Source organism: Shewanella morhuae, from assembly GCF_900156405.1.
Lineage (GTDB): Bacteria > Pseudomonadota > Gammaproteobacteria > Enterobacterales > Shewanellaceae > Shewanella > Shewanella morhuae.
In genome coordinates this window covers 65,559-92,235 of sequence record NZ_FTNN01000017.1, presented here as the reverse complement: position 1 = coordinate 92,235, position 26,677 = coordinate 65,559, and the positions used below count along the sequence as shown (strand labels likewise).

16 protein-coding genes are annotated in these 26,677 nt (G+C 39.2%); 12 read left to right on the top strand and 4 right to left on the bottom strand.

Annotation, left to right across the window (positions count from 1 at the left end; all coding sequences use genetic code 11):
* A partial coding sequence (locus BW947_RS16620) for a transposase (protein ID WP_143562247.1) occupies window positions 1-269 on the bottom strand: 269 nt, incomplete at its 3' end.
* 439 nt (window positions 270-708) lie between these two features.
* Between BW947_RS16620 and BW947_RS16615 the strand changes: the two genes are divergently transcribed.
* Complete coding sequence (locus BW947_RS16615; RefSeq protein ID WP_244153265.1) at window positions 709-3,159, top strand: tyrosine-type recombinase/integrase; 2,451 nt, start codon at window positions 709-711, stop codon at window positions 3,157-3,159.
* Between the two features lie 96 nt (window positions 3,160-3,255).
* Here BW947_RS16615 and BW947_RS16610 read toward each other — a convergent pair whose 3' ends face one another.
* The 3 genes from BW947_RS16610 to BW947_RS16600 form a co-directional block, all read right to left on the bottom strand.
* Window positions 3,256-3,957 (bottom strand): HDIG domain-containing metalloprotein, encoded by a 702-nt coding sequence (locus tag BW947_RS16610; protein WP_159436990.1) that lies wholly within the window; start codon window positions 3,955-3,957, stop codon window positions 3,256-3,258.
* A gap of 148 nt (window positions 3,958-4,105) precedes the next feature.
* A complete protein-coding gene (locus tag BW947_RS16605; RefSeq protein ID WP_076501621.1) occupies window positions 4,106-5,329 on the bottom strand; it encodes an Arm DNA-binding domain-containing protein in 1,224 nt (407 codons plus the stop codon).
* Window positions 5,322-5,558, bottom strand: coding sequence for a hypothetical protein (locus BW947_RS16600; protein WP_076501618.1), 237 nt, complete (start codon window positions 5,556-5,558; stop codon window positions 5,322-5,324). Before BW947_RS16600 ends, BW947_RS16605 begins: the two co-directional genes overlap by 8 nt.
* A 120-nt stretch (window positions 5,559-5,678) precedes the next feature.
* Here BW947_RS16600 and BW947_RS16595 point away from each other — a divergent pair, with 120 nt between their 5' ends.
* The 11 genes from BW947_RS16595 (at window position 5,679) to BW947_RS18740 (ending at window position 26,546) form a co-directional block, all read left to right on the top strand.
* Window positions 5,679-5,903 (top strand): helix-turn-helix domain-containing protein, encoded by a 225-nt coding sequence (locus BW947_RS16595; RefSeq protein ID WP_076501615.1) that lies wholly within the window; start codon window positions 5,679-5,681, stop codon window positions 5,901-5,903.
* A 65-nt stretch (window positions 5,904-5,968) separates the two neighbouring features.
* Window positions 5,969-7,480, top strand: coding sequence for a sigma-54 interaction domain-containing protein (locus tag BW947_RS16590; RefSeq protein WP_341865388.1), 1,512 nt, complete (start codon window positions 5,969-5,971; stop codon window positions 7,478-7,480).
* Window positions 7,481-7,542: 62 nt separating this feature from the next.
* The gene (locus BW947_RS16585; protein ID WP_076501613.1) at window positions 7,543-10,995 is read left to right on the top strand and encodes a DEAD/DEAH box helicase family protein; all 3,453 of its coding nucleotides are present in this window, start codon (window positions 7,543-7,545) and stop codon (window positions 10,993-10,995) included.
* Between the two features lie 16 nt (window positions 10,996-11,011).
* On the top strand, window positions 11,012-14,335 hold the full coding sequence (locus BW947_RS16580; RefSeq protein ID WP_076501610.1) for an STY4851/ECs_5259 family protein: 3,324 nt from the start codon (window positions 11,012-11,014) through the stop codon (window positions 14,333-14,335).
* A 9-nt stretch (window positions 14,336-14,344) separates the two neighbouring features.
* Window positions 14,345-20,650, top strand: a complete 6,306-nt coding sequence (locus BW947_RS16575; protein WP_076501607.1) for a DEAD/DEAH box helicase — start codon at window positions 14,345-14,347, stop codon at window positions 20,648-20,650.
* A 126-nt stretch (window positions 20,651-20,776) separates the two neighbouring features.
* Window positions 20,777-22,366 (top strand): type I restriction-modification system subunit M, encoded by a 1,590-nt coding sequence (locus BW947_RS16570; protein WP_076501604.1) that lies wholly within the window; start codon window positions 20,777-20,779, stop codon window positions 22,364-22,366.
* Entirely contained in the window at window positions 22,363-23,532 is a 1,170-nt protein-coding gene (locus tag BW947_RS16565; protein ID WP_076501602.1) for a restriction endonuclease subunit S, read from the top strand. Before BW947_RS16570 ends, BW947_RS16565 begins: the two co-directional genes overlap by 4 nt.
* A 138-nt stretch (window positions 23,533-23,670) precedes the next feature.
* A complete protein-coding gene (locus BW947_RS16560; protein WP_076501599.1) occupies window positions 23,671-23,976 on the top strand; it encodes a hypothetical protein in 306 nt (101 codons plus the stop codon).
* A gap of 72 nt (window positions 23,977-24,048) precedes the next feature.
* Window positions 24,049-25,473, top strand: coding sequence for a zincin-like metallopeptidase domain-containing protein (locus tag BW947_RS18835; RefSeq protein WP_076501597.1), 1,425 nt, complete (start codon window positions 24,049-24,051; stop codon window positions 25,471-25,473).
* A 15-nt stretch (window positions 25,474-25,488) separates the two neighbouring features.
* Window positions 25,489-26,211, top strand: a complete 723-nt coding sequence (locus BW947_RS16550; protein WP_076501595.1) for a DUF6933 domain-containing protein — start codon at window positions 25,489-25,491, stop codon at window positions 26,209-26,211.
* Between the two features lie 167 nt (window positions 26,212-26,378).
* Window positions 26,379-26,546, top strand: coding sequence for a hypothetical protein (locus tag BW947_RS18740; protein WP_159436989.1), 168 nt, complete (start codon window positions 26,379-26,381; stop codon window positions 26,544-26,546).
* Window positions 26,547-26,677: the final 131 nt, after the last annotated feature.

The following is a 26,677-nucleotide window of genomic DNA, read 5'->3' as shown; positions in this document are numbered from 1 at the left end:
GCCTTTTTTAGGATTTCTTTCTCAAGGTTAATACGCTCAATTTCTCGTTTAAGTGCCCTTATTTCAATCTGCTCAGGCGTCATGGGTGAGGCTTTAGGAGCAAGCCCTTTACGTTCAACCTGAAGTTGCGTTACCCACTTACTGACCGTTGATTTACCTACGTTCATGGCTTTGGCAGCCGCTTCTTGTGTATAGCCCTGGTCAATGACTAATTGGGCAGTTTCGAGTTTAATCGCTGCGCTATATCGAGCACGTTTACTTTTATTCATTTTGTCACCTAAATTCGCTATGAATGAGATCATAACATTTCTTATTAGGTGGCCAAATTCAGTGTGCCACTAAACTATACTCAACTACGCCAAAAAGTTCTTAGACATAGACTCGCCAAACATTCCTTCAATCATCACGTTAAAACGTGATAAACCGATGTTGGCCCCGGTAGATTTGACAAAATTACCCATAGTCGAGCTCATTAACACTCAATTAAGCAGGGAGTTGATAGCGCCTCATAGAGATTTAGATGACAAGGCTAAGTTGGGGAGACTATTACTCGTCTTATATTACACTGTGAACATAGAGAAAACTGAACATTTACAGTTTATGGTTGAATACCCACAGGACATATTCTACGTGGGAGGAATTTGTTATTGGCAATGCCAAAATATCAAAATAAATTCGCCACGGTATGTGCTAAGTGATATGGCTGTCATGGCTTTACAGCAATGGCATAATGTGCACCATAGCGCGTCTTTCGCAATAAAGCCCAGTCAGTTCAAAGCTGCTTTAGTGCATTATCTTAATTACGGATCGTATTTCGATTGGCCAGATATATCACTATTGAAGCTAAGGGTGCTGCGACGAATTGATAACGTCCTCCGTTATGGCCCGGTTCAATATCGTATGTACATGTTACCTGGCGTTTGCCAGCCATTGCCCACACATGCGTTTGTACGTCTCCTGACAGGAAAAGTTTATGCAAACGCCGAACCGTACCTTTCAGAAGCCATTTCTGATAAAACCAAGGCTTTTCGTGATTGGTCCGTTGTCACGAACGAGAAAACTTCTTTTGTGTCGATGGAAAAGACCCTCGAACAATTAGATAAGGTATATACCGAGCTCTGTAAACTTGTAGATAGCAACAAACCTCGAGCCGATTGTCTTGGGGCTATAGCAATCATTCTGGATCAACAATCATCTAAGAGTAATCCATACTTTTGGATTTTATGCGCATGGCTGTATTCGTTACTAAAGACAGGTGGTACGCACAAGCGGCGGCTAAAAGTCTCGACAACTATTGATTATGTCAAAAGTTTAAGCCGGCCATTTCTAATCATTTTTTGCACAAGCGATATTGACTTATTGTCTGGTGAGGATTGGGCTGAGAAATTAAATGATGCTGCTGACCATTTTTCTTCGGCACAGCGAAAAAAATATATCTACTATTTTGCGCAGTTTCTGAGTGATTCAGGCTTTGTTCGAGATTTATGTTTATCTGATATTGAGGTGTTTGGGAGCTCCAGTGAGGTAGATAGCAACCTGATTTCCCATGAGCATGTGCAAGTCATGTTGTCCTATTTAGATCATCAATCGGCACATTGTCCGGCGCACCACGATGCCTATTTTCTTTTGTGTTTCTGTTTTTACAGTGGATTACGTCGAAATGAAGCCGCCAAGTTAACCTGGGGGGATTTTACATTCTCTCTGACTGAACCAACCCATAACGACTTTGATTATGTTCAGCTTTCAGTGAGACCTAATAAACATAGGACATTAAAAACGACCTCCGCCAGAAGAGAGTTACCTTTAGACGCTTTGTGGCCGAAGACGGCATTGAGTAAGTTGCGATACACTTATCGAATCATCCATGGAGCAGGGGCTAAGAATAGCACCTTACTCTTTGATAATCAGAGAAGAGTGAATCAGGCTTATGACTTAATAACAGACTTAATGCGTCATTACACCCAAGATCAAAGTTTACGTGTACATCATTTACGACACAGTTTTGCTAATTGGACCTGGTGTCGTTTGAATGCCAGCATCATAGATACGGGCAGGCGACATTTGACCTTGTTCAATGATGAGTTTTTTGATGAAAAGTATCTAAAAAGGTTGCAAACTCGTCTTTGCTATAGTGATAACACCCGCAAGAAAATGTTTATCCTGTCTCATATGATGGGCCATAAAGACGTGCAATCGACGCTAAATAGTTATCTTCATTTAAAAGACCTACTGTATTACCTGCAGCACAATTCGCGCTTTGAACTGACAAAATACTTTACATCAGAGTGCGTGGGTCGTGTGACACTGCAACCCCTTGAACCAGGATTGAGTCTAGCTGAACGCATAACGTACTACACTCAGGACGTTATGCACAAACTTGCCATTAAACCAGCTCAACAAACAGTCAGCCTAGTGATGCCAAGTTTAGCGAACTTCTCTGTCAATATAAAAACAGACTTAACTATCAGTAGTTTAACTTGGGCCAAAGCATTAAATGCGTTACATACATCATCCACCATCGAAGTTGCCGCGCACTATGTGGTTCCATTAGAGCAATTACAAAAGTTACTCAGTAATGCCGAGACTATTCATAAGAATTATCCTCGCAGAGGTAGGCACTTACCCTTAATCCCTAAGTTTCCGCGTATAGACGTTTCAGTTGTTAACATCCAACAAAATAAACATTTAGCTAATTCAACACGTGTGTTTATCTTTTTATGTAATAGATTGGATAACAGCATTAGTGAAGGTTCATTGACCTTAGAAAATATTCGCCTAGGGATGGAAATTTTGCGGTATGCGGTTCCCGGTAAAAATTACGCCTTACGCTGTCCAGACGCAAATATTTCAAGAATGTTTATCCGCCTATGTCAATTGTTGGATTTAAAAGCCAGGCATTTACAGTTTCGCTATCATAATGCAAACCTAGCCCCTGAAAAGTCTAATCTTATCCAGGCTAGATGGAGGAAGACACTTATCAAACATGGTTTTAGTGACACTAACTTTGTCGTTGCTAGTGAGAGTGAAGGGCTTTATTTAGGCAAGCATGATGGAAATGGGTTTCTAGAGATAGCCGTAGTTAACAATTCATATAAGCGAATACAAAGACATCAAAGCATATTCAGTTTTTTTCATTTGCTGCTTATTTTGAGCTATTGATGTAGATCTTTTTTGAGGTTTATGCCAACGAAACTCTGATGGAACAGTTGTCACATTAGCATTTTTTATCGTCATTTATCATTAAGATTGCTCAACTTAATTTAATCTTCGGATGACAGAATCACCGACTTTTCTAAAATCATAGTGGGCGGGTAATGACTTAAACTGATCACGGACATACCCCGATTGTGCAGAGCTGCGGTCTGCTTGCTGAAGTACGTATTCCATTGCATAGCGGACTTTATGGCCATAGGGTTTTGCAGCAAGTAAGTCGCTCAGTAGAGCAAATACCTTACTGTTGATGGTGCCCAGTTCACCCAGAGGCTTAGCTAGAATCGCGAAGTTGTAGCTCTCATGTGGGCCAGGCACATAATGTTCAATGTGCTGGTTTAACATGGCATAAATTTTACCAATATCATGAAATAACCCCGCTACCAGTCCTGTCTGACACTCGATTTCTGAATGTTGTAGATGTTTGGCATTGTGATAGGTCATCTCAGCGACCTCTATGCTATGTTCAAATAGTCCATTGGCATAGGAATGGTGATGCTGATAACTGGCTTGGGCCTTGATAAATATCTTAAGAATGTCTGTTCTCTCAAAGATAAAATTGACGAAGGGCTGTAGTTCAGGACAAGTCACTAGGCTTAATAACTTCAAAAAACGACCCAGCAACTTCTCTTTTGTCGAACCCAGTAGCTGAGTTAACTGAATATATTCATTTTCACTGTAACGAGTGAGTATGGGTTTCATCGCACAGATAACGACATTACCTCGGCTATCATGAGTAATGTTCATTTGAGCTAGCCCATAGTTGAATTGACATGTCCTGGCAATATCTGCAGATGTGATGGCATGTATTGTCTTTTTGTTTGAAATAAATTCACAGTTAGCAGTAGGTAGATGACCACTGATTTTAATGTCTTTAACCCATGCAAATATAACGTTATTCATAATGGGGATCTCCTGATGTAGCTAGCTGAATTTGTTTTACTAAGCGGTCGAAAGCACTGCCGTCCTGTCTTGTGATATTGGGTACATAACGGCTATACACCTCGAACAACATTTTGGTCGTGCTATGCCCTATTTGTTTGGCAATCCATTCTGGGCTCTCGCCAGCGGCTAACCATAAGGTTGCGCAGGTATGTCTCGTCTGATAAGGGCGACGACGTTTGAGGTTCAAAGCGGTTAACGCCGGATACCAGATCCGCTTGGTGACATTTCGATGATCGAGTGGCTTACCTCTAGAGTTACAAAAAACGTACGTCAATCTCCCTGTCAGGCTGAATTGACGTTTAAGCGCCTCAGTTACAGGTTGAGACAATTGAATACTGCGATAAGATGCCGATGTCTTGGGTGTTTCGACATTGCCATCAACCAGAGTCTCTTGAACTAATATCTCACCACGCTCTAAATTGACGTATTGCCATTTAAGACCATCGATCTCAGCAGTTCTCATCGCGGTAAAAAAACGCACCGTATAGTAGTCACGAAAATCTTCTCTAACGTTAGATAAAAACAGCTGTACCTCTGCCAATGAGAAAGGCTCTATAGGCGTTTTATCAATTTTTAACGGCTTAATATTGGTAAATGGCGTTGGGAACTCAAAACGAAGAGCCGCTTCGTTTAAGATCCCTCGCAACGGAGTCATAACATGATTAATCCAGTCATTACTGAGTTTACCTTGCCTTCCTTTCCGTTTCGGTTCACTGATACTAGCCCGATATTTAATCAACTGTGGCCGGGTGATTTCGTCTAAACGAAAATGCCCGAATTCAGGCATCAAGTAACGCTCAAATATCATAGCGACATTCTTGTAGTGACTAATTTTCCACTGTATCCGGTTCTCAGCCAGCCATTCAGCGGTAAATAAACTGAATGTGGGGATATTGCTGAGTAATGTTGATCCACTGTATTTTTGTACTTCGACTAGATTGTTCTCGATAAGCACATCAGAATCGACAAAATGTGAGCATCGTGGACTTGATGGAAAATAATTCCTAAATACAAATCTATTTAATCTTATCTCGGCTTCCATTGTGTTAAGCATTCCCATTAGACGAGAACGGTTCAGCCGGTTATCGAGCAATGTGGTCTGTTCGCGACACCTAACGCCCTGATAGGTAAAATCAAATAACAATTTACCATTTCGTGCACGAATATTAGCCATGACATACACCTCCTCTAGCCATTGGAATGATGAATTTAGCAGGGGAGCTTGGTTTAAATAATTCCTTTTCAATTACTTCCCAGATGTAGAAAATTTTTCGACCACCGAATGGCTTTATGTAATGAACCCCTTCGATGAAAACATTATCTTTCAATGTATGGTTGATATAAGGCGCGCTAAACTTTATTCTTTGAGAAAGTTCTTTTGCATTGAGTAATGTTTGTGGCATAAACACCTCGAAATGTTCTTTGGGTTGGAAAAATGTTCTTCATGGGAACATTTAAGCATGGTGGCGATGTTCTTACAAGGAACATTTCAATGTTTTTACGTATTTTAAGGATGGAATTGAGTGATTAGATTTAAAATCAAAGAGTTAATTGCTGAAAAAGAATTCAGAGAGCGAAGAAAAATCACACTTCAGGAAGTCGCGGATTCAGCTTGTGTTAATCGAACGGCCTTATCTAAGATGATGAACCCAAGCTACGAATACTCGACGACGACCAAAGCCATCGACTCTTTGTGTCACTATTTTGGTTGCAAAGTAGAGGATGTGATTGAGTACGTAGGAGATTAATAGCTGCGTTTCTTAGTAGTAAATAAAATTATTTGATGTAATATTATTTACAAACTAATGGATGAGTGACCACATTGAACATACTACTTACCTGGCTTGGTAATAAAGACCTTGAAAACATGCAGTCTGACAAGGGCGCCGCAATTGTAACCTTGGCAATAAAATCCAAAATTCCCTTCGATAAAATAGTTATTTTATCCAATAAAGATGAACAGCAGTGGCCACAATTTGAACGCTATTTAAAAAAACAACTTGCCATTAATCAGCGTCCTTTTCACGATATTCAAGTCTTTAAAGCCCATATAAATAGCCCGATTGATTATCAGTCAATTGCAAAAACTAGCGAACATTGGATAGCAAAACTCAGTGATGAAGCGCAAACGCTTTCCATAAACCTCACATCCGGCACGCCAACCATGACCACTTTGTCAGTGCTTATAGGTAAAGGAAAGCCCAATACCCACTTTTTACAAACCACCCCAGATAATCAATTAATTGAGGTGGATATCCCCCTCGATTTTATTCATACCTATGTCAAATCTGCCGCTAAGAACATTGCCTCGAGTGCCAGTGCTTTATTCATGCACAGCACAGCGTTTACAGCTTTAACTGCCCAATCACCCGCCATGAAAGCCCTTATTGTTAAAGCTCAAAAAATTGCCGCCGCTGAAGTCCCTGCATTGATTTTAGGTGAAACGGGTACCGGAAAAGAATTAATGGCTCATGCCATCCATAAAGAAAGTTTAAGGGCCAATAAACCCATCAGAATCGTCAATTGTGGCGCTTTTGCGCAAAACTTGGCAGATTCTACATTATTTGGCCATAAAAAAGGGGCCTTTACGGGGGCTGACAAAGACTATGCAGGTCTATTTGAGCAAGCCGATGGCGGCACGCTTTTTCTCGATGAAGTAGGGGAGCTGCCTCTTGATATTCAAGTTAAATTGCTACGAGCCTTACAGCAAGGTGAGATTAATCGCCTTGGAGACAATAAACCCATTTATGTGGATGTGAGAATCATTGCGGCCACACATCAAGATCTACAACAACAGATCGCCGCTGGCCAGTTTAGAGAAGATCTGTTTTATCGACTCGCGGTCGGCATTATCCAAATGCCAGCACTAAGAGAGAGAAAGCAAGATATCCCAAAATTAGTCAATCAGCTCATTAGCCAAATTAATCACGTTGGGTCCAAACATCCTCAGTATCAAAGTAAGAATATTTGCGAAAAAGCAATAGAGTTTATTTCCAATCAAGCTTGGCCAGGTAATATTCGTGAGTTATGGAGCACATTAAATCGGGCCTGCTTATGGTCCGACTCAAGTATTATCACAGCTAACGATCTTGCAGATGCCTTGCTTTCATCACATAAACCACAACAAGCCACTGATATATCTATGTCTCTTCACGATAAAATTGATATAGTGCAACTCACTGATGAGATTCAAAAAAAATATATCAAAGCGGCATTAAAAGCCAGTGGCAATGTAAAAAAGCAAGCCACGCAAATGTTGGGCTTAAAAGATCATCAAACGCTAACCAATTGGATGAAGCGTTTGCAGATTGACATAGAAAAATAACCATCGCGGCAGATTGGCATTGTTATTGCGAATGCAGTAGGGACATAAGGAAGCAACACGGAATGAAGCAATCAATGAATTTTGAGCATATTCAAACAAAGTGGCCACAGCTCCATCAATTAGCTGCATTTGCCGAAGAGTATGCGATATCAGATCCACAAAGTGCATTGGTTAAACTTCGCTGTTTTGCTGAACAGGTTGTCGGCTATTTTTATAAAGAACTTCAATTACCTGCTTTTCCCAATTCAAATATCTATGACAAGCTCACATCGGATGATTTCACTAGCGTAGTCCCCAATTTAATTACCGATAAACTTCACGCAATACGCAAAAGCGGTAATCAAGCGGCACACGAAGGTCGAGTCGATCAACAACAAGCTATTTGGATTTTAAAAGAAAGCTATTATGTTGCCTGTTATCTATTTATGGCTTACGGAAATGGGAAACAAGCTGATTGCCCAAAATTTACTGCACCAGTACAAAAGCAGCCCTTAAATCAAGGTGATGCTGAATTTACTAAAAAAAATAAACAACTAGCACTACAGCTGAGCCAAAATGAAGCTCGGCTCAAAAAAGCGTTAGAAGAATTAGAGGCGTCTCAACAAGCACAAAAACAAGCCCAACAAGAAGCCGAAAGACTCAAGCAAACGATAAATGAAGCAAAAGTCGGTGAAATTAAGGCGCTTAACAAACTTATCACTGCAAGTTTTAACTTTAGCGAAGCAGAAACACGTGCGCGGATCATTGACATGGATCTACGGGCTGCTGGTTGGCAGGTGTCTCTTGATGAAACGAGCACAGATGAAGTAGGTAAAGAAGTACATGTAACTGATCAGCCTACCAGTACAGGCATAGGTTATGTAGATTATGTGCTTTGGGACGATGACGGAAAACCACTCGCAGTAATAGAAGCGAAGCGGACTCGTGAATCTGTCGAAAAAGGCAGGCAACAAGCCAAGCTTTATGCCGATGCATTACATAAACAGTACAATCAACGACCTGTCATTTTTTACTCTAACGGTTACGACATCCGTATATTAGACGATGCCCAAGGCTATAACAGTCGTAAACTTTACGGCTATTACTCTAAAGACTCGCTGCAATATCTAATTAAACAGAGAGGCCTTAAAAAAGATTTAAATCAAACACCAATCGATACTAATGTCGCAGGCCGTTTGTATCAAATGGAAACAATCACTCGTGTATGTGAACGTTTCGCCGATAAACATCGCAAATCTCTTATCGTACAAGCAACCGGCACAGGAAAAACGCGTGTATCTATTGCGCTGGCTAAACGGCTACTCGATGCAGGCTGGGCCAAACGCGTACTGTTTTTATGTGACCGTAAAGAGCTACGTAAACAGGCGGGCAATGCCTTTAATGAGTTTACCAATGAGCCACTATACATCGTAGGTAAAACCAAAAAAGAGTTAGCTACAAATTCAAGGGTATTCATTGCTACTTACCCTGGCATGATGAGTATTTATCAAAAATATGATGTTGGTTATTTTGATTTAATTGTCGCTGATGAATCACACCGTTCTATCTATAATATTTATGGTGATATTTTTAAATATTTTGATGCACTAGAGGTCGGCTTAACCGCCACACCTGTTGAAATGGTATCGCGCTCAACGTGCCAGTTATTTGGTTGTGATTTCAAATTGCCTACGGCTAATTACCCATTAGAAAAGGCGATTGAAGAAGGTAACTTAGTACCTTATAAAATTGTTAGTTTAACCACTAAATTTTTACGCGAAGGTATCAAAAAAGATAACCTCACAGATGAACAAATCGCACAATTAGAAGATCAAGGCTTTGACCCTAACGAGTTAAACTTTGACGCTAAACAAGTCGATGAAGCGGTAAAAAATAAAGACACCAATCGCGTTATTTTACGTAATTTAATGGAAAAAGGCCTGCGTGATAGTGACGGTCAACTACCTGGTAAAACCATAGTATTTGCCCGCAACATTGCTCATGCTGAACTCCTGTCGCAGCTGTTTGGCGAAATGTATCCTCAATTAGGCAGTAACTTTTGTCGCGTTATCCATTCAAAATATGAACGGGCAGAAGAGTTAATTGATGACTTTAAATCAAATAAAGTAAACAGTGCCCGCATTGCTATCTCAGTAGATATGCTCGACACCGGAATTGACGTTCCAGAATGCGTCAATCTTGTATTTGCCAAACCCATTAAGTCAAAAGTCAAATTTTGGCAGATGATTGGTCGTGGCACACGCCTATGCAAAGATCTCTACGGAAAAGGCAAAGATAAAACCCACTTCTTAATTTTTGACCACTGGGAAAACTTCAACTACTTCGATATGGACCCAAGCGAAGAAGATGTAAAACAGGCTAAATCTCTTACTCAAAAACTGTTTGAAAGCCGTCTGTTACTGGCTGAAACCGCGCTTAAAAAGGCAGACATAACGACCTTTGATGCCGTGATAAAGCTTATCCATCAAGATATTAAAGCACTTGATATGAACACTATCGCGGTGCGCGATAACTGGCAAGTGGTTGAATCCTGTAAAGATGATAAAACGCTTAACCAATTTGCGCCACAAACAAAAGCCAATTTGTTTGAGTATATTGCACCACTAATGCAATGGCGTAACATAATGGGGCAATCTGAAGCCTATAAATTGGATAATGAAATTGCCACCATTCAAATGCTAATGTTTACCGATCCCAATCAAATAGATCTTGTTAAACAAAGTTTAATGGGCAAGGTAGAGTCATTACAAATGCACCTAAATGAAGTGCGTGCAAAAGCGAAAGATATTGCCAACATTCAAACCCGTACATACTGGGACTTGCTAACCTTTGATGCATTAGAACAAAGTCGTTTAGCACTGCGCTGTATCATTCATTTACGCGACAAAACTGCTCAAGTTCCAACAGTTGATTATGTTATTGACGTAAAAGAAGAGGTTAGTGAAATACGCGAAACAACACGACCAACAAAAATTGTCTCTATCGACTATCAAATATTTCGTCAAGAGGTAGAAAAAACACTTTCGCCATTGTTTGCAACGGACCTAGTTCTGCAGAAAATTCGCAATGGCGATCCGGTAACAGAGGATGATTTAGCAAAACTAAACTCCCTTGTGCATACCCAAAATCCGAACGTTGATTTAAATACCCTAAAAGATTTTTTCCCTGAATCAACCGCCACGTTAGACAAAATATTGCGCACTATTGTCGGAATGGATAAAGACAATATTGAAACAAAATTTACTGAATTTGTTCAACAAAGCCATACCCACATGAATGCCAAACAACAGCGTTTTATTAGCATGTTGCAAAATCATTTAATTCGTTATGGGTCGATACAAATATCCCAACTTTATGATGCACCATTTACTCAAGTCCATGACATGGGATTAGATGGGGTATTTAGCGAGCAGCAAGCAGATGTTATTCAAGATTTCATTACTCAATTTGATGTTCAATTAGGCAATAAAATCTATTTAATTGAAAAAAATCAAGAATTTAAACAAATGATATGACAGGGAGTCATTCAAAATGAATCAATTAATAACCCCATCACAATGGCTTGGTCAATTTCTAAAAGACCGAGGATTACGGCAACCTACAGGTAAGCCATTATATGAATATCAAGCAACTGAAGCTGAATATACGTTACTTAAAGAACTAGTTTTTAAGCATAAAGACAGTAAACTTCATGGATACAATAATATTTCATGGGCAGCCATTTTTTGCTTGTATTGCTCCGTATGGTATCAGCGTAACTATGAAAGCAATGATGGTTGGAGTTGGCATGCTATATGGGTTGATTTGGGGGATGAATTAACTCCGTCTCAAATTGAAAAAACAGTGCTTAAAGGTATTGAATCTTATTGGCTGAGACCTATAAAAACTTACACCGAACGCCGTAATTTTTTAGGTACTCTGTTTTCAGAAGGAGGACTTCCATTTAAATTGTTAAGTAACAATGACAATAAATTTGGACAAGTCCTTAAGCGGATTTTGAAAAATGTCGCGGTAGCAAAATTACTTGGAGAACCAATTGAAAAGCTTGTAGCCATCAATGTTCAATCGTTACCTCAAGCATTTAATGAACAAGAATCTATTCAATTAATCACTTTAATGACAGAAAAACTAGTCAATCTTGTGGATATTTTTGCATTAGAAAACAAATCAAACCCCGCAGACTACCTAGATAATGTTTCACCCAAATGGCGCGAAGATTTCCCAATTCCGCTAGATAACAGTATTGGAACAAACATCGTTAACTCTTGGTTATTACAAGCAAGTCATGAAGGTTTTAAACGCACCAAATTTAATAAAAAGTTATTAACAGAACATTACCTAAATATAAATGAGCTAACCATCACTACAAAATTGCTTTTACCTGATGAACTCATAATGAAAACACAACCACATCAACTTAAATCAAACCGATTAGAGTTGTTTTTGGCGGAATCAACCCAGGATTTACAAAATTTAGGTGTTTCATATATAAATGGAACAGGTGAGTCCGCATTAATCAAAGTTAGAAATCGAAGTATTAGGGTGTTGAGAAAATCATCTGAGACTCAATTGTCAGTTGTAGCTAGGCAAGGTGGAAACGAAATTGCTCGATGGTTATTGGATAACACTAGTGTGTTTCTCAATGAGATGCCAGTTGGATTTATCAAGCAAGATGGCGAGTATAAATATGCTGGTCAAGCCACATTTAGTCACAAAGAAGAGTTGTATTTAATATTACCAAAATCGTCTAATTACAACATCATTAACGGTGAAGTTTCGTCATGGCCACAAAATATTCATAGTTCAAAACCCAATTTCATATTACTTCAAGGTGAAATTGTTATAACCCTTGACGATGATAAATATCGTGTTAAATCATTGAATACATCAACAGCCGAGTTAGGACTTAACCTATTCGGGGACATGATAACTTACGACACGGAACCTAGTGCGACGTATCTAGGACTGCCTAAATACCGGTTTATAGACAGTGACCTTTCTTTGGATCATTTTTTAACTGAATACATAAGTGGCCAACCTAAGTCAGAATTAATGTTGCACGAACTTTATGGTCGCCAAACATTTGCATTAAAAAACCAACATGGTGAAACCTTATTCCGAAAACGAATAGGCCTGTTACCTCCTGGAGTGAAAATTTCAACTAAAGCAGGAATACAGATCGGTCAGGGTGAAATAAATATAACAACAAAAAACAAAATGATTTACAGCATATCAACCGATAGAGTGACTTTTATCAAAAAAGATACACCCGACGGAGTTTGTTTACAGTTATCTTGTGACGGACTGCCGCCATCAGAGTTGACCCTAAGTATTACACCAAACTTAATGGCTACCCCAATTCATATAAAGCTGCCTTATCCAAGACAAGGAGCATTTGTATTTGATGCTATAGGGGAGCCTCTCAAGAAGCACTTATCAATAGATGATCTGCTCGGCAGTCGTTTACATTTGTTTGCATCAGCTGAATGCTCTGCTAACTTCGAAATAGATATTGTTTTAGAAAACCAAGGTCGATCGCCACCATACTTTAAACATCAATTCCGTGTTGGTGAACAACCTACAATTATAAGTTTACATAGTTTTAAAGATGAAATTAACGAATTACTTTCTTTAGCCCCAGATCTGGATGCACAGGTCACAATGACCATTTCTAGCTTCTCTGGCAACTTAAAATATAAAATATATCGTTATAGTAGCCGAATATACGAAACTGAAGATAAACGTTTTTTTAAAATTTCAGCGGAAGGTCAAAATGTTGTAGCCGGTGCAGAGTTGTTACTAATGCAAATGAGCAATCCTGAAAGAACACCCACAAAAATAGAAGCATTAATTAGTGAAGGCATATCCACTGGTCATTATGAAATGCCGCAAGTAGATAAAAATGAAGGTCCATGGTTAATAGTACCAAGCTCAAATAGTGCGACAAATTTCAGAGCAAAATTGCTCGTAGGTCATGACAGTAGTAATCATATGTCAGAAGACGAAGCTGATCACGCTCAAGTAAAACAACAGGTGAACTCACTACAACGGGCTGTTCAAGCATATCATCCTAAATTTAATACTCACGTGATAGCTGATGTTGTAATGCAAATGGCTGATAACCTACAACATAGTGGATGGGAGTTTTTGGTTAAACTCTTCAGCAACTATCAAAATTTGTCCTTAACAACATTCCAAGTTTGGCGTGAAATTGTGGCAAACCCCAAAGCATTAATACTGTGTTTTTATCGTTTCGAAGCTAATCCACAATTTATGGCGCGAATAGAATCAGAGTTTCCGGTTCTATGGCAAGTGACACCACCAGAATTATTCATCCAAACTTATAAACAAGTTCTCGATTGGTTAGAGCAAAAAGGTGTCGATAAACAATACGTAAAAATGATAGCAGAGCCTTGGTATGAATCTATTTTGTATCATATACCAGGTTTTAGCGAAGAGTTAGTGAGTTATCTGATTACAAATAAGATTGACCCCAAACTTAAGCTACCACTACCAATAATGAACATAGCTGGACAGGATTGGCTACAAGACCTATTACGAGAACACAGTGAAAACGATGTGTGGCCTGATAGTGAAGGTTACGAATTAAGTAAATGGTATAAAAATAATTCACTCGGACAGATAGATATTAACAGTCTGCATAACTTCCAAAGCTCTGTTATTTATTTACCTGTGTTCTTAGCTGCTGTATCTACGGGTAAAGCTAATTTATCAGACATTTATGATAGTTCATCAAATGCAATTTTTAAGTTGAAGAAAGTACGTGACTTTGATCCTAATTGGTTTGCAAGCATGTATACATTCCATTTATTAACGTTTTCAGAATTGATTTAAGGCTTTATTATGGAATATTTTTCACAGCTAACGAGACAAGCAGCAGAGCGTGCACAAGAAGCGTCATTGAGTGTATTTGGTATTAGTAACCCATCCTTAAGATCACACCTAAAAAATGTATTAAATCAACCGAGCGGCAAAGGCGAGTCTTTATTATCTTCACCTTTATTTGAACATACTTTTGGTTGGGAGCCCGCAAAAGTCAGTATATCTGAATTGAAAGGCACACTACTGTCTAAAGAAGTCATCACAGCACTCGATCATACAAATAATGGGCGCTATCGATTCAATGCAGAGTATTCGCCATTTACTCATCAATTGAAAAGTTGGCAAATGTTGTTAAATGATAATCCTCAATCTGTTGTCGTAACCAGTGGTACTGGTTCAGGTAAAACAGAATGTTTTATGGTACCAGTGATTGAAGATCTTTATCGGGAGATAAAGCAAACCAATGAGCCCCTTGTGGGCGTCCGAGCGCTATTTTTATATCCACTCAATGCATTAATCAACTCTCAAAAAGAGCGTTTGGATGCTTGGACTAAGCACTTTGGCAACAACATGCGTTTTTGTTTGTACAACGGTAATACAGAAAATTTGAAGGCTAAAGTTTCATCAGCTCAAAATTTAGTACCCAATCAGGTTTTGTCACGTGAATTAATGCGAGAAAAGCCAGCACCCATTTTAGTCACAAACGGCACCATGCTTGAATACATGATGGTGCGACAAGTTGATGCTCCTATCATTGCAGCATCAAAAAAACAAAAATCACTAAGATGGATTGTACTTGATGAAGCACATACTTATGTAGGGTCTCAAGCCGCTGAGTTGGCTTTGCAATTACGACGAGTATTAATAGCCTTTGGTGTTGAAGCAAAAGATGTTCGATTCGTGGCAACATCGGCTACGATCGCCGGTAAAGATACCGCTAATCAACTCAAAAAATACTTAGCTGACCTGGCTGGTGTTAACCAAGATCAAGTTACCGTGATTGGTGGCCAAAGGGTCATTCCACAAATACCCCGACTTGAAGAGAAACATACCAGTATTAAAGACTTAATGTCTATCCCAGCAGATGAAACGGTAAAAAAAGAAGATTTTAGTTTGGACGTTTCACGCACTAGGTTTGATGCTCTAGCCAGTTCATCAATTGCTAAAGCAATACGAACCGTTTTTGTTAATTCATCAATACCTCAAACATTAGAAGACATAAATCAGAAAGTGTCTAATCTATTGGGTGATAAACCTTTTGATGAACAAACTTTATTGCTTTGGATAGATTTACTGACGGCGACCAAACCCGCGCCCAATAAAGAAGCATTTTTAAAAGTCCGAGCGCATTATTTTCAACGTCTGTTCAGTGGATTATTTACCTGTATCGATCCTAGCTGTTCGAAAAAAGCAGATACAGAGCTTAAAACAAACTGGCCATATGGTTACGTTTATTCAAAAAGTAGAACTCATTGTGATTGTGACACTAAAGCCCCAGTGCTTGAGCTAGCTTTTTGTAATGAGTGCAATGAACCGCATCTATTGGGGGCAGATAAAAATGGAAAATTAAGTCAATGGCAGCAAGATGCTGGTGATGAATTTTCACTGACTGTAGAAAGTAACGATGATGATGATGAATCAAAAGAAACTAAAAAATCTTCTTCAAGTATTTCAAAAATTGTTTTGTCTAATAAACAAGATAAAGCAGACAAAGATGATAAACGATATTTTTCACCAATCAAAATTGATATTAAAACTGGTGAAATTGCAAGTTTAGCCTCCAACAGCGTGCCTTATTTTTACAATGAAACAACGCAACCGATATGTTCGAATTGCAGCTATAAAGGGTTTAGTGGTCATTTACCCTATCGCCGGAGTATTCTCGGTGCGCCATTTTATGTAGCTAACGTAGTTCCAACCATTTTAGAATATTGCCCTGACCATGAAATGAAGCCTGGAGATCAAGAAGGTCCTCAATCTTTACCCGGAAGAGGTCGGAAATTAATTACCTTTACTGATAGTAGGCAAGGAACAGCCAGAATGGCTGTTCGGATGCAACAAGAAGCGGAACGTTCAAAGTTGCGTGGATTAGTTGTAGACATCCTAAAAAAAGCTCAACTTGAAGCACCTATCCAAGAAAAGCCAAATGCAGATGCCAAACCCGAAGATCTTTTTGCATTAGCAAAACAAATGGCCTCTATGGGACTTAAAGACAAAGCAAATGAACTAAATGAACTTGCTGCATCTTTATTGGCAGGTACTGCAAGTAAACTCAACCTGATTACATTGTCTTGGTCTCAAATGATAGACAGTTTGATTGCACATGGCAGTGTAAGCAAAGCAATGCTTCAATATAATAAATATGCAAATCCAGAAGTGTTTGATGGTTCTGCAGGACCAAGAAAGCTTGCCGAGCTGCTGCTTGTTCGTGAGTTTGCTCGTCGTCCTAAACGTCAAAACAGCTTAGAAACTCAAGGAATGGTTAAAGTTAGCTACCTTGGTCTCGATAAAATTACTAGTTTACCCAGTATCTGGCCAGGGTCGATTGAGGATTGGCGTGATTATTTAAAAACGTGCCTCGATTTTTATGTCCGAGAAAACAGTTATATAAATTTAAATGAAGACTGGAAAAGTTGGATTGGAAGTAATTTTGCAACAAAAACGTTAAGAAACCCTTTATCTAATGAAGATGATGAAAATAGAGTCAAGAAATGGCCACAAATTAAAGGTAATCAATTAAACAGACTAGCTAAGTTGCTAGTGTTGGCTTTTAATCTAGATATCGAAAATAATATAGATAAAGATATTATTAATAATATATTGCGTGATGCATGGGATGCCCTAACAGAAGGGCTTCACCCCATATTAAGCTATGAAGGTAATCAGTTCTTTTTAGACCGCAGTAAAATGACTTTTTCATTCGTTGAAAAAGCTTTCATTTGTCCAATTACTAATAAACTTATAGATACAACGTTAAGGTCTATTACCCCGTATCTACCGAGGGATCTGAATAGTGGTAACTTTAGATGTGAAGAAGTCAATTTCCCAGCAGCTTGGAGCTTCTCGGCTAAACAAGAAGATTTTCAAATTGGCGTTAATAAAATTAGAAGATTAGTCGCTGACAATGTAGATGTGCAGTTATTACGTTCTCGAAACCTTTGGACCGATATCAATGATAGAACCATCGAAGGTGGCTTTTACTACCGCACTGCAGAACATTCGGCACAGCAGTCATCAGAACGTCTAAAAAATTATGAAAAACTATTTGAGCAGGGCAAAGTTAATGTGCTGAATTGTTCGACCACCATGGAAATGGGGGTCGATATCGCCGGTATTTCAGCGGTTGTCATGAACAACGTGCCACCGCATCCAGCTAACTATTTACAGCGAGCTGGTCGAGCAGGGCGAAGTAAAGAGTCTCGAGCTTTAGCTTTTACATTGTGTAAATCTAACCCACACGATACCCAAGTATTCAACAATCCGGCTTGGCCATTCACAACATTAATATCGGCGCCGATTGTCTCACTTAACTCGGCGCGATTAACACAACGTCATGTTAATGCATTTTTACTGGGTATTTTTTTAACACAAGAAGTAGGTCATACCGAAAAAGAGAAAACATCACTCAATTTAAGCTGGTTTTACGAAAGTGAAACCTTGAGTATTTGTGATCGATTTAAAGCCAATATAGCAGCCCAAATAGATTCATTTGAGAAAGATATTTCACGACTAACTAAGGGGACAGTTTTAGAAGGTCGATCAATCCAGTCATTAGTCGATGTAACGGTTAATAGCATTGAAGTGCTTCAAACTGCTTGGTTAAAAGAACTTCATAGTGTTGAAAAAGAACTCAGCACCACTCAAAAGGATGGCCCTTATGCATTTAGACTAGGCATGGAATTACAACGTCATCGTCGCGAGTACTTGTTACGTGAGCTAGCAGCAAAAGCATTTTTACCCGGTTATGGATTCCCTACAGATATTGTCAATCTGGATAATTCCAATATTGAAGATTTCATACGTGAGCAAAAAGGACGTAGCAAAAATAATGCTGAACGAGAAGACAATATCTCTCGTTTGCGTGGCTTACCGTCACGCAATCTAGCAATTGCCATACGTGAGTATGCACCAGGTGCTGAAATGGTCATCGATGGCCGTGTATTCCGTTCTGCTGGCGTATCGCTTAACTGGCAAAATATTGCTGTTGCAGACGCTAAAGATGCCCAAAAATTTGATTTAGCATGGCGCTGCGTTAGCTGTGGGCAAACAGGTTATACAACAGAAATTCAAACGTCTGACAGTAACCTGTGTTGTTCTCATTGTGGCCATTCAATAAAAGTTGAAGACAAATTAAAAGTGCTTCAGCCCACAGGTTTTGTCACCGATTTCTATGCATCGCCAACAAACAATATTACCACTCAACACTATATCCCTGTTCAACCAGCTTGGGTCAGTGTTAATAGTCCAATTCACCCGTTACCTAATCCTAAACTGGGTTTTATGCGCTACGGTACAGACGGAAGTGTATTTAACTACAGCGCAGGCGAACACGGTAAAGGCTATGCAATGTGTCTGAGTTGTGGACGCGCAGAATCCCTTACCGCACAGGGTGAATTCCCCACAACATTAACACCTGAAAAGCCACATAAACCAATCCGCGGATCTAAAAAAGATAAAAATGATGGCCGTCACCACGACTGCGAAGGGTCTTCACATATTCACAAAGATATTTATCTCGGTAGTCAAACTAAAACCGATGTACTGGAAATAGTACTTTGCCACCCCAAAACCGGTGAATATCTAAACGACACCGGACCAAATACAGAAAATAGAACAATCGCATTAACCCTTGCAGTTGCCACGCGTAACGCACTCGCAGCAAGTTTAGGCATATTGAATAATGAAATGGGTTATACAATAAAACCTACGTTAATCAATACACAGCCGGTATTAGCAATACAACTTTATGACACGATAAGTGGTGGAGCAGGCTTTGCCTCTAGTGGGTCTACCATGATTGCCGCTATCCTATCAAAGGCCTATGACACACTTCACTGTAAAGTTCAATGCGACAGCCTATGTGCCGCTTGTTTACTTGATGCCGACACGCGTCACGATGTCGATAATCTAAATCGCTTAATGGCTCTGGATTGGCTAACAAAAGATTTCAGTCTAAGTTTAGCTATACCTGAGTCAATGCAGTTGCTTACCCAATCACAACATGCAAGCCAAAGTGCATTTGAAGAAATACACATAGCGTTGAATAAGCAGGCTACGGCAATATCTTTGTTTTTATCAAACGATCCAAATGAATGGGATTTAGCGGCAAGTACATTTAGACGAAAGCTAAAGCAGTATGATAATTTCAATGATGAGCTTTCATTAAATATCGTAATACCTTCTGACGTACAGTTAGCATCATTCGAGCAAGTCATAATTGACGACTTACTTCAACTTCATGCCAAAGGCGTTAAGCTTTATCAAGGTAACCCAAGTGTTTCAGCTGTAAACGGCGACAGCGGCCATATATTGGCGCAAGTTCATAACAGTGATGGAGTATTTACCATCGCCAGTAATAACCTCACTGTGGCAAACCCAGATCAAAATTGGTTACAGCATCGCGACAATTCATATTTAATAAAATCTAACCAGCACAGTAATGTTTCTATAACGGCTATTGACACCACTATCTGGCAACCTACACAAAATGTCACCCAAATAGCTGTTGAGCTAACTAAAGAATGTAATGGTCTGTTAACTGAATTTGGCCAACATTTTTGGCAAGCCTTAAAAGATAACAACGAAGTGCTTAAACAGGCTTTAGACTCGCAGCACATTGAAACCATTCAATACAGTGATCGCTACCTTCAAAATCCTTGGTCGATGCTAATGTTGGGGGAATTACTTAAACCATTTGCTACCGTGTCACCAAGAGTCGACATCTTTACTTTATATAACAGAAAAGATTCTACTGGCTCCAAGGTCGAACACGATTGGGATGACCAGCAAGAGATGCGTGAGATGTTTGAACACTGGTTTAAATTGGGGTTAAAAATGCCTATCAATTTAGATGTTGCGACTTATAGAGGCAACATACAACATCGTCGAGAACTGGTTCTAACGTTTGCCTCAGGATTAAGCTTCTCAATACGCTTTGATCAAGGCTTAAGTTATTGGAAACATGATCTCAAGTATCACAATGCAAAATTTGAATTTTATGATGTCCAAAATCAATTACTCCAATTAACTAAAATCTATGACACTGTTAGTGTCAAAAACAGTTTTGATTGGTCAACCGATATTTACGTTAACCAGATAACGCAATAAACCTAAACTGATTAATTTACTAGCACACACATCATCTTGGCGATAAAACACTTATCGCCAAGGGTAAAACTGACTAGCATAGGCTCTATAGCCAAGTAAGCAGCACATCAGCAATAAGAGTACACCATGATCACAGGTCAACTAAAAAGCAAAATCGACAAGCTATGGGAAGAATTTTGGACCGGCGGCATTACCAATCCGTTAACAGTTATCGAGCAAATTACTTTTTTAATGTACGCCCGCATGCTCGACATGAATGAACAAGTTGACGAAAAACGAAGTGCACGAACTGGCCAAGCGTTTAACCGTCGTTTCAATGATGCGCAGCAACACCTACGTTGGCAAAATATCCGTCATTTAGGTGCCGAGCAGCTATACAAAACAGTCAAAGATGAACTCTTCCCGTATTTTGGCTCTAGCTCAGCGGCATCAGTAAAAGAGGGCAACGAAGGTTCGTTATTTTCTGAGTTTATGAAAGATGCCCAGTTAATGATCCAAAAACAAAGCTTATTGGTAAAAGCGGTTGAAATGGTTAACGACTTGCCACTTGATAACAGCGATACTAAAGGTGATTTATACGAGTATTTATTAAGTAAACTCACCACCGCAGGTATTAACGGCCAGTTTAGAACACCGCGCCATATCATCCGCGCCATGGTAGAAATGTTAGACCCAAGCACAACCAGCCGTATTTGCGACCCAGCGAGCGGTACCGGTGGCTTTTTATCCATTTCTTACGAATACCTACTCGAAAAATACACCTCAAAAGACAGTATAGAACGTGAACCATTATTTGATGAAGACGGTAAAGCGCTTCTAGACAACCAAGGGCAGCAGCTTGAAAATGTACTATTTTCTGGTGATTTAATCGATCAACAAGCACGCCAACACATAGACACCGACATGTTTCACGGCTTTGATTTTGATGCCACCATGCTTCGGGTTGCCGCTATGAACCTAGTGATGCACGGTATTAAACAACCCGACGTGCATTATCAAGACACCCTTAGCCAACGTTTTAGTGAAAACTTTCCACTAGATTCAAAAGAAGGCTTTGATATCATTCTTGCTAACCCGCCATTTAAAGGCAGTTTAGATGAAGAAGACGTTTGCCCTGAGCTGCTGCGTAAAGTCAAAACCAAAAAGACTGAGCTGCTGTTTGTTGCCTTAATCGAGCGCATGTTAAAAATTGGCGGTCAATCTGCCACCATCGTGCCAGACGGTGTGTTATTTGGCTCATCCAATGCCCACCAGCAGTTGCGTCAATTATTAATCGAAAGCAACCAGCTTGAAGCGGTAATTTCATTACCAAGTGGGGTATTTAAACCTTACGCTGGTGTGTCTACTGCTATCCTTATTTTCACCAAAGGTGGCAGCACCGATCATGTATGGTTTTATGATGTCCAAGCCGATGGTTTCTCGCTAGATGACAAGCGAACGCCAATCAAAGACAACGACTTACCAAGCCTAGTGAGTGAGTTTAAAGCCCGTGATAAAGCCATTGCTCAAACCGCTGAAAATGATAAAACTCAAAAGGCATTTTGGGTCAGCAAAGATGAAATCGCCGGCAATAAATACGATCTGTCGATTAACCGCTACAAGAAAGTGGTGTACGCCGAGCAGCAATATGAAGACCCGAAAGTAATCCTCAGTAAATTAGTGGCGCTGGAGAATGACATTCTGGCGGACTTAAAAGCGCTGGAGGAAATGCTGTGAGTTGGCCGATGGTGAAGCTGGGGTACATAGGGAAGTTTCAAGCCGGATTTGGTTTCCCTGAAAGATTTCAAGGAAAGGTTAACGGAGATTTTCCATTCGCAAAAGTTGGCGATATTTCTAAAGTTGCAAGAGCGGGAAACAAGTACATCGAAACGGCTAATCATTTTGTCGATCAAGAAGATTTACCTTTATTGAAGGCTAAAACCGTTCCAAAAGGCACTATAGTATTTGCGAAAATTGGTGAGGCTATCAGTCAGAATTTTAGAGCAATTTCATCAAAAGAAATGTTGATTGATAATAACGCTATGGGGTTAGTCCCAAATCTTGAGATCATTGATTTGGATTATTTGTACCATTTCATGTGCAAGCTTGACCTATATAAGTATGCCGGAATCACAACGGTACCAGCGTTACGAAAGTCAACGTTAGAAGAAATTGATATCCCACTCCCACCACTAGCCGAGCAAAAACGGATTGCTGCGATATTGGACAAAGCCGACGCCATCCGCCGCAAACGCCAACAAGCCATCCAACTCGCCGACGACTTCCTCCGTGCAGTCTTCCTAGAAATGTTCGGCGACCCAGTCACCAACCCGAAGGGGTGGGAAGTTAGAAGTTTCTCTGACGTTTGTAAATGTTCTCAAGGAATTCAAGTGGACTCGGAGTTACAAAAGGATTCAGCGGAAAATGGGTATGTAAAATTTTTAAGGATTATAAATTACACGCAAAGCTCCAAAGAGTTTAAGTTCATACCTGCACCGTCTACTGATAAAGCTTTAATAAATAAAGATGAAATTGTAATGGTTAGGTATGGAGCTACTGCTGGTTTTGTAGGTCGTGGGTTGGACGGCGTTCTTGCAAATAATCTATTTAAGATATCGTTTGAAAAATCTGTACTTGAAAATGAGTATTTTTACTACTTATTAAATAGTGACTATTTTCAAAACATTCTGAGAAATAACAAAAAAGGCGGGGCTATGCCTGCAATAAGCTTTGGTCAGCTTAATGATATAGAAATAATGACGCCATCATTAGAAGTACAGAGTAAGTTTTCACAAGTTGTAAACATGATTAGTGACATTAAAGAGCATTCAATACATTCCGCCTTATTGTCGAATGATAGCTTCAACGCACTAAGCCAAAAAGCTTTCGCTGGCGAGCTTTAACCGCTGACAATAAATCAACAGAAGGAAGTTCGTATGTCTAATGGTGCTGTTTTTGAAATTCTCGGTCAATTTAATATGGTAATAACGTATGAATTTACTTCATAGGATTTGGAGTATGCCGAGGGCGATATAGCTACGATGCACGAAAACTTTGAGTCTGAAGTGCAAGCTGAATTTTCTGAATGGTATATAGATATACAACTTGATAGAGATGTAGACATCACAAAAGATAATAAAATTAGCTTTTTAGGTAATTTGAAACGCTGTTATGAATTTAAAGCAGAAGAGTTTGATTGTGATGAACTTATAGATGGTTGTTTTGAAAATCAGTTAGGTGATATGGAGCTAGAAGTGATCTATTGCTGCGAAATGGTCTCGTATGACGCAACTCTTACATCATTTAGTTGGGCTGATGATGAATTGGTAGAGACTATGTTAAATTAAAGAACGATGTAACCAGCTCGCTAATTAGTAGTCAAGAAATATTTTTTAATAATAAAACGGAATTTTAATAATATGGTTAACCTTACAGAATTTAGACAAAATTTTTTCATACAACAAGAGTATGCATTAATAACAGGGCGTACAATTCAAAATCTCTTAACTCGAAGTGCTGAATTACATGGTAATACTCGATTCAATACTTTTCTGTATAAAACACAATCAACCTCCAATCCAATTAATTGGTTAGATGAAGACCAATGTTTAAACGCCAGCATCAATGGTTTAAAGCAAGCATCACAAGAAATTACTAGCTTAGAAAAATGGCTCGGATTGTCTTATTCAGAGATATTAAGCGCGCTAGCTTATAAGCATAATACTTCTAGCCTAGAACAATTATTTAATGGTTCACCTAATGAAGAGTGGGCTAATGTCACCAAAGGTGATGTAAAGTCTTTATTAGAAGAGTTTGATTGGTGGTGTGATTTTTTAAATACTTTAGATATACACGAACACGATTTTGAGTCAGCTCAAGACTTGTTGGTTTTTCTTGAACAGCCATTGCTTAAACAACTAAAGCGCTTAGTTGATGTTGTTCAAATTACAACCGCTAATTGGGAGTTAGACGCTGATGTGTTTGCAAATATTAATCGAGGTCTCAGAGAAAATAACAAAGATTTTTTACCAGAATGGCTCGTAACGGTTAATCCAAGTGCTCATTACAACGCTAAAAGTCACCGTGAATATACATCGCTGCATTCCTGGTTTTTTCTCTCAATAATGGCCCATGTGTATGGCTATGAAAGCAATTTATGGGCTACAAAGTCTCAATGGAAAAAGCTTGGTTATGAACTAAAGCAAGAAGCAAAAATAGCACCTGTATTTCATTACTTTAAAATAGAAAATGTAGATGAGCTCGGTAGCTTTGACAGTGAGGATAAGCAATTAACTGAAAGTAGTTTTGGACGAAAAATTTCCATCGTATATAACGCAGATGAAGTTATAGGTTATACCGGTAAAAGTTTTTCTGACACCAAGGTAAAAGACTTAGCCGTATTAACCCGACGTATTGAAGAGTTATCCATTAATATTGAATATTCAAAAGTAGATGGTACTGCTGCTGCTTATTATTATGAGTCAGATCTTATTAAGATGCCTCATAAAGAGTTGTTTAAAGCTAAAGATAGTACTAAAGCTTATTACGCAACCTTACTACATGAAATGGTACATTGGACTGGCCATGAAACACGTTGTAATCGTGAGTTCGGACGTTTTGGTGACAATAAGTATGCTTTTGAAGAATTAGTCGCCGAAATAGGGTCTTCCTTCTTGTGTGCTCGTTTTGGGATTACTAAAAAGGTTAGAGCATCCTCTATTCAATATATTGCACACTGGCTTGGGCAGCTAGATGATAAAGAATGGATAAACCATGTAGACAAAAGTGCGACCCTTGCGAACCGAGCCAGTAATTTTATTTATGTGCCAAAAAGAGACGATTAATAGAATTTACCATATATGAAATTATTACTCTCTACCACAAATGCCCTTAATAAATGGCTTAAAGCCGACTTACCGCGTTTACCAGCACAAGATGGCCAAAGAGTCGGGATGCATGCCTTAGAGTCAGATGAACAAGTGTTTTGCTGGCAACTGCATATTATAGATAATGTCTACAAATCAGGCTATAAAACCATTATTGCCTGTGAAGCCAACAGCCGTTTCACGTTGTTTATTCCTGTTGTGGCCGTTTTGTCACTTGAAGAACTCACAAAACGGCTATTAAAGGAATGGCAATATGTTGTTGCTGAAACCCTGCAACAACTGCGTGCTATGCCCAATAGCGACATCGCGATGTTGTTAAGTGATTTATCTGAAGTAAGCGTTGAAACCAACTGGGTTAAAAATACCGACATGAGCATTAGCGGCCATATTAGCGATGCCGCTATTTGGGTAACCCAAACAATAGCAGAGCAAGGACTTGAAGGCATACCTACTAAATTAGCAGCTGACTTATCGATTCATTTAAATACTCTAATGAAACGCACAAAAAATCAAAGACAGAAGTTTATGCCAATAGTAAAGATGATGGATTACTGCCAGGGCATATTGACGGAATCGCAACCATTACTAACAAAGCCTGTTTCAGCACCTGCTACTAATGCGGCTTTAGAGAGCGGCGCTGAAATTAGTACTCTTGCTGGCGATAATATAGTGCAATTGAGTGATTACAGAAAGTAATAATAACTACTAATTATTAAGATTGATTACCTTGCTTAATTGGCGTGATTAAACGAATTTGTCACAAACAATTGAAATATAAGTGTTTAAATGGCTTGTAGCTGTTGGCGTGATTGTGGCGCAGTTCTGGCATTAGTCGTCATACATTTATTGAAAAGGTATGAACAATGTTCAAGCTGTTGTTACTGTTAGCCCTGTTAATTGTGATTTTGATCATCAACGCCATCGCCTTGCTAGTATACCTTGTCAAAGGCGACACCTATGAAGTGCCAGTTAGCAAAAACATTGCTAGCCAAGATACTAAGCTTAAACAGCAAAAACAGTTAAAGGATTAATATGACTAGCTTAGGATTAGTATTAAACAAAGGTAACAAGCCGAATTCCATTAAATGGATATGCTGTGTATTCAGCAGTATTTTTTATGATTATTTAACTTTGCTATCAAAAAAATTTGAGTTCAGCAAAG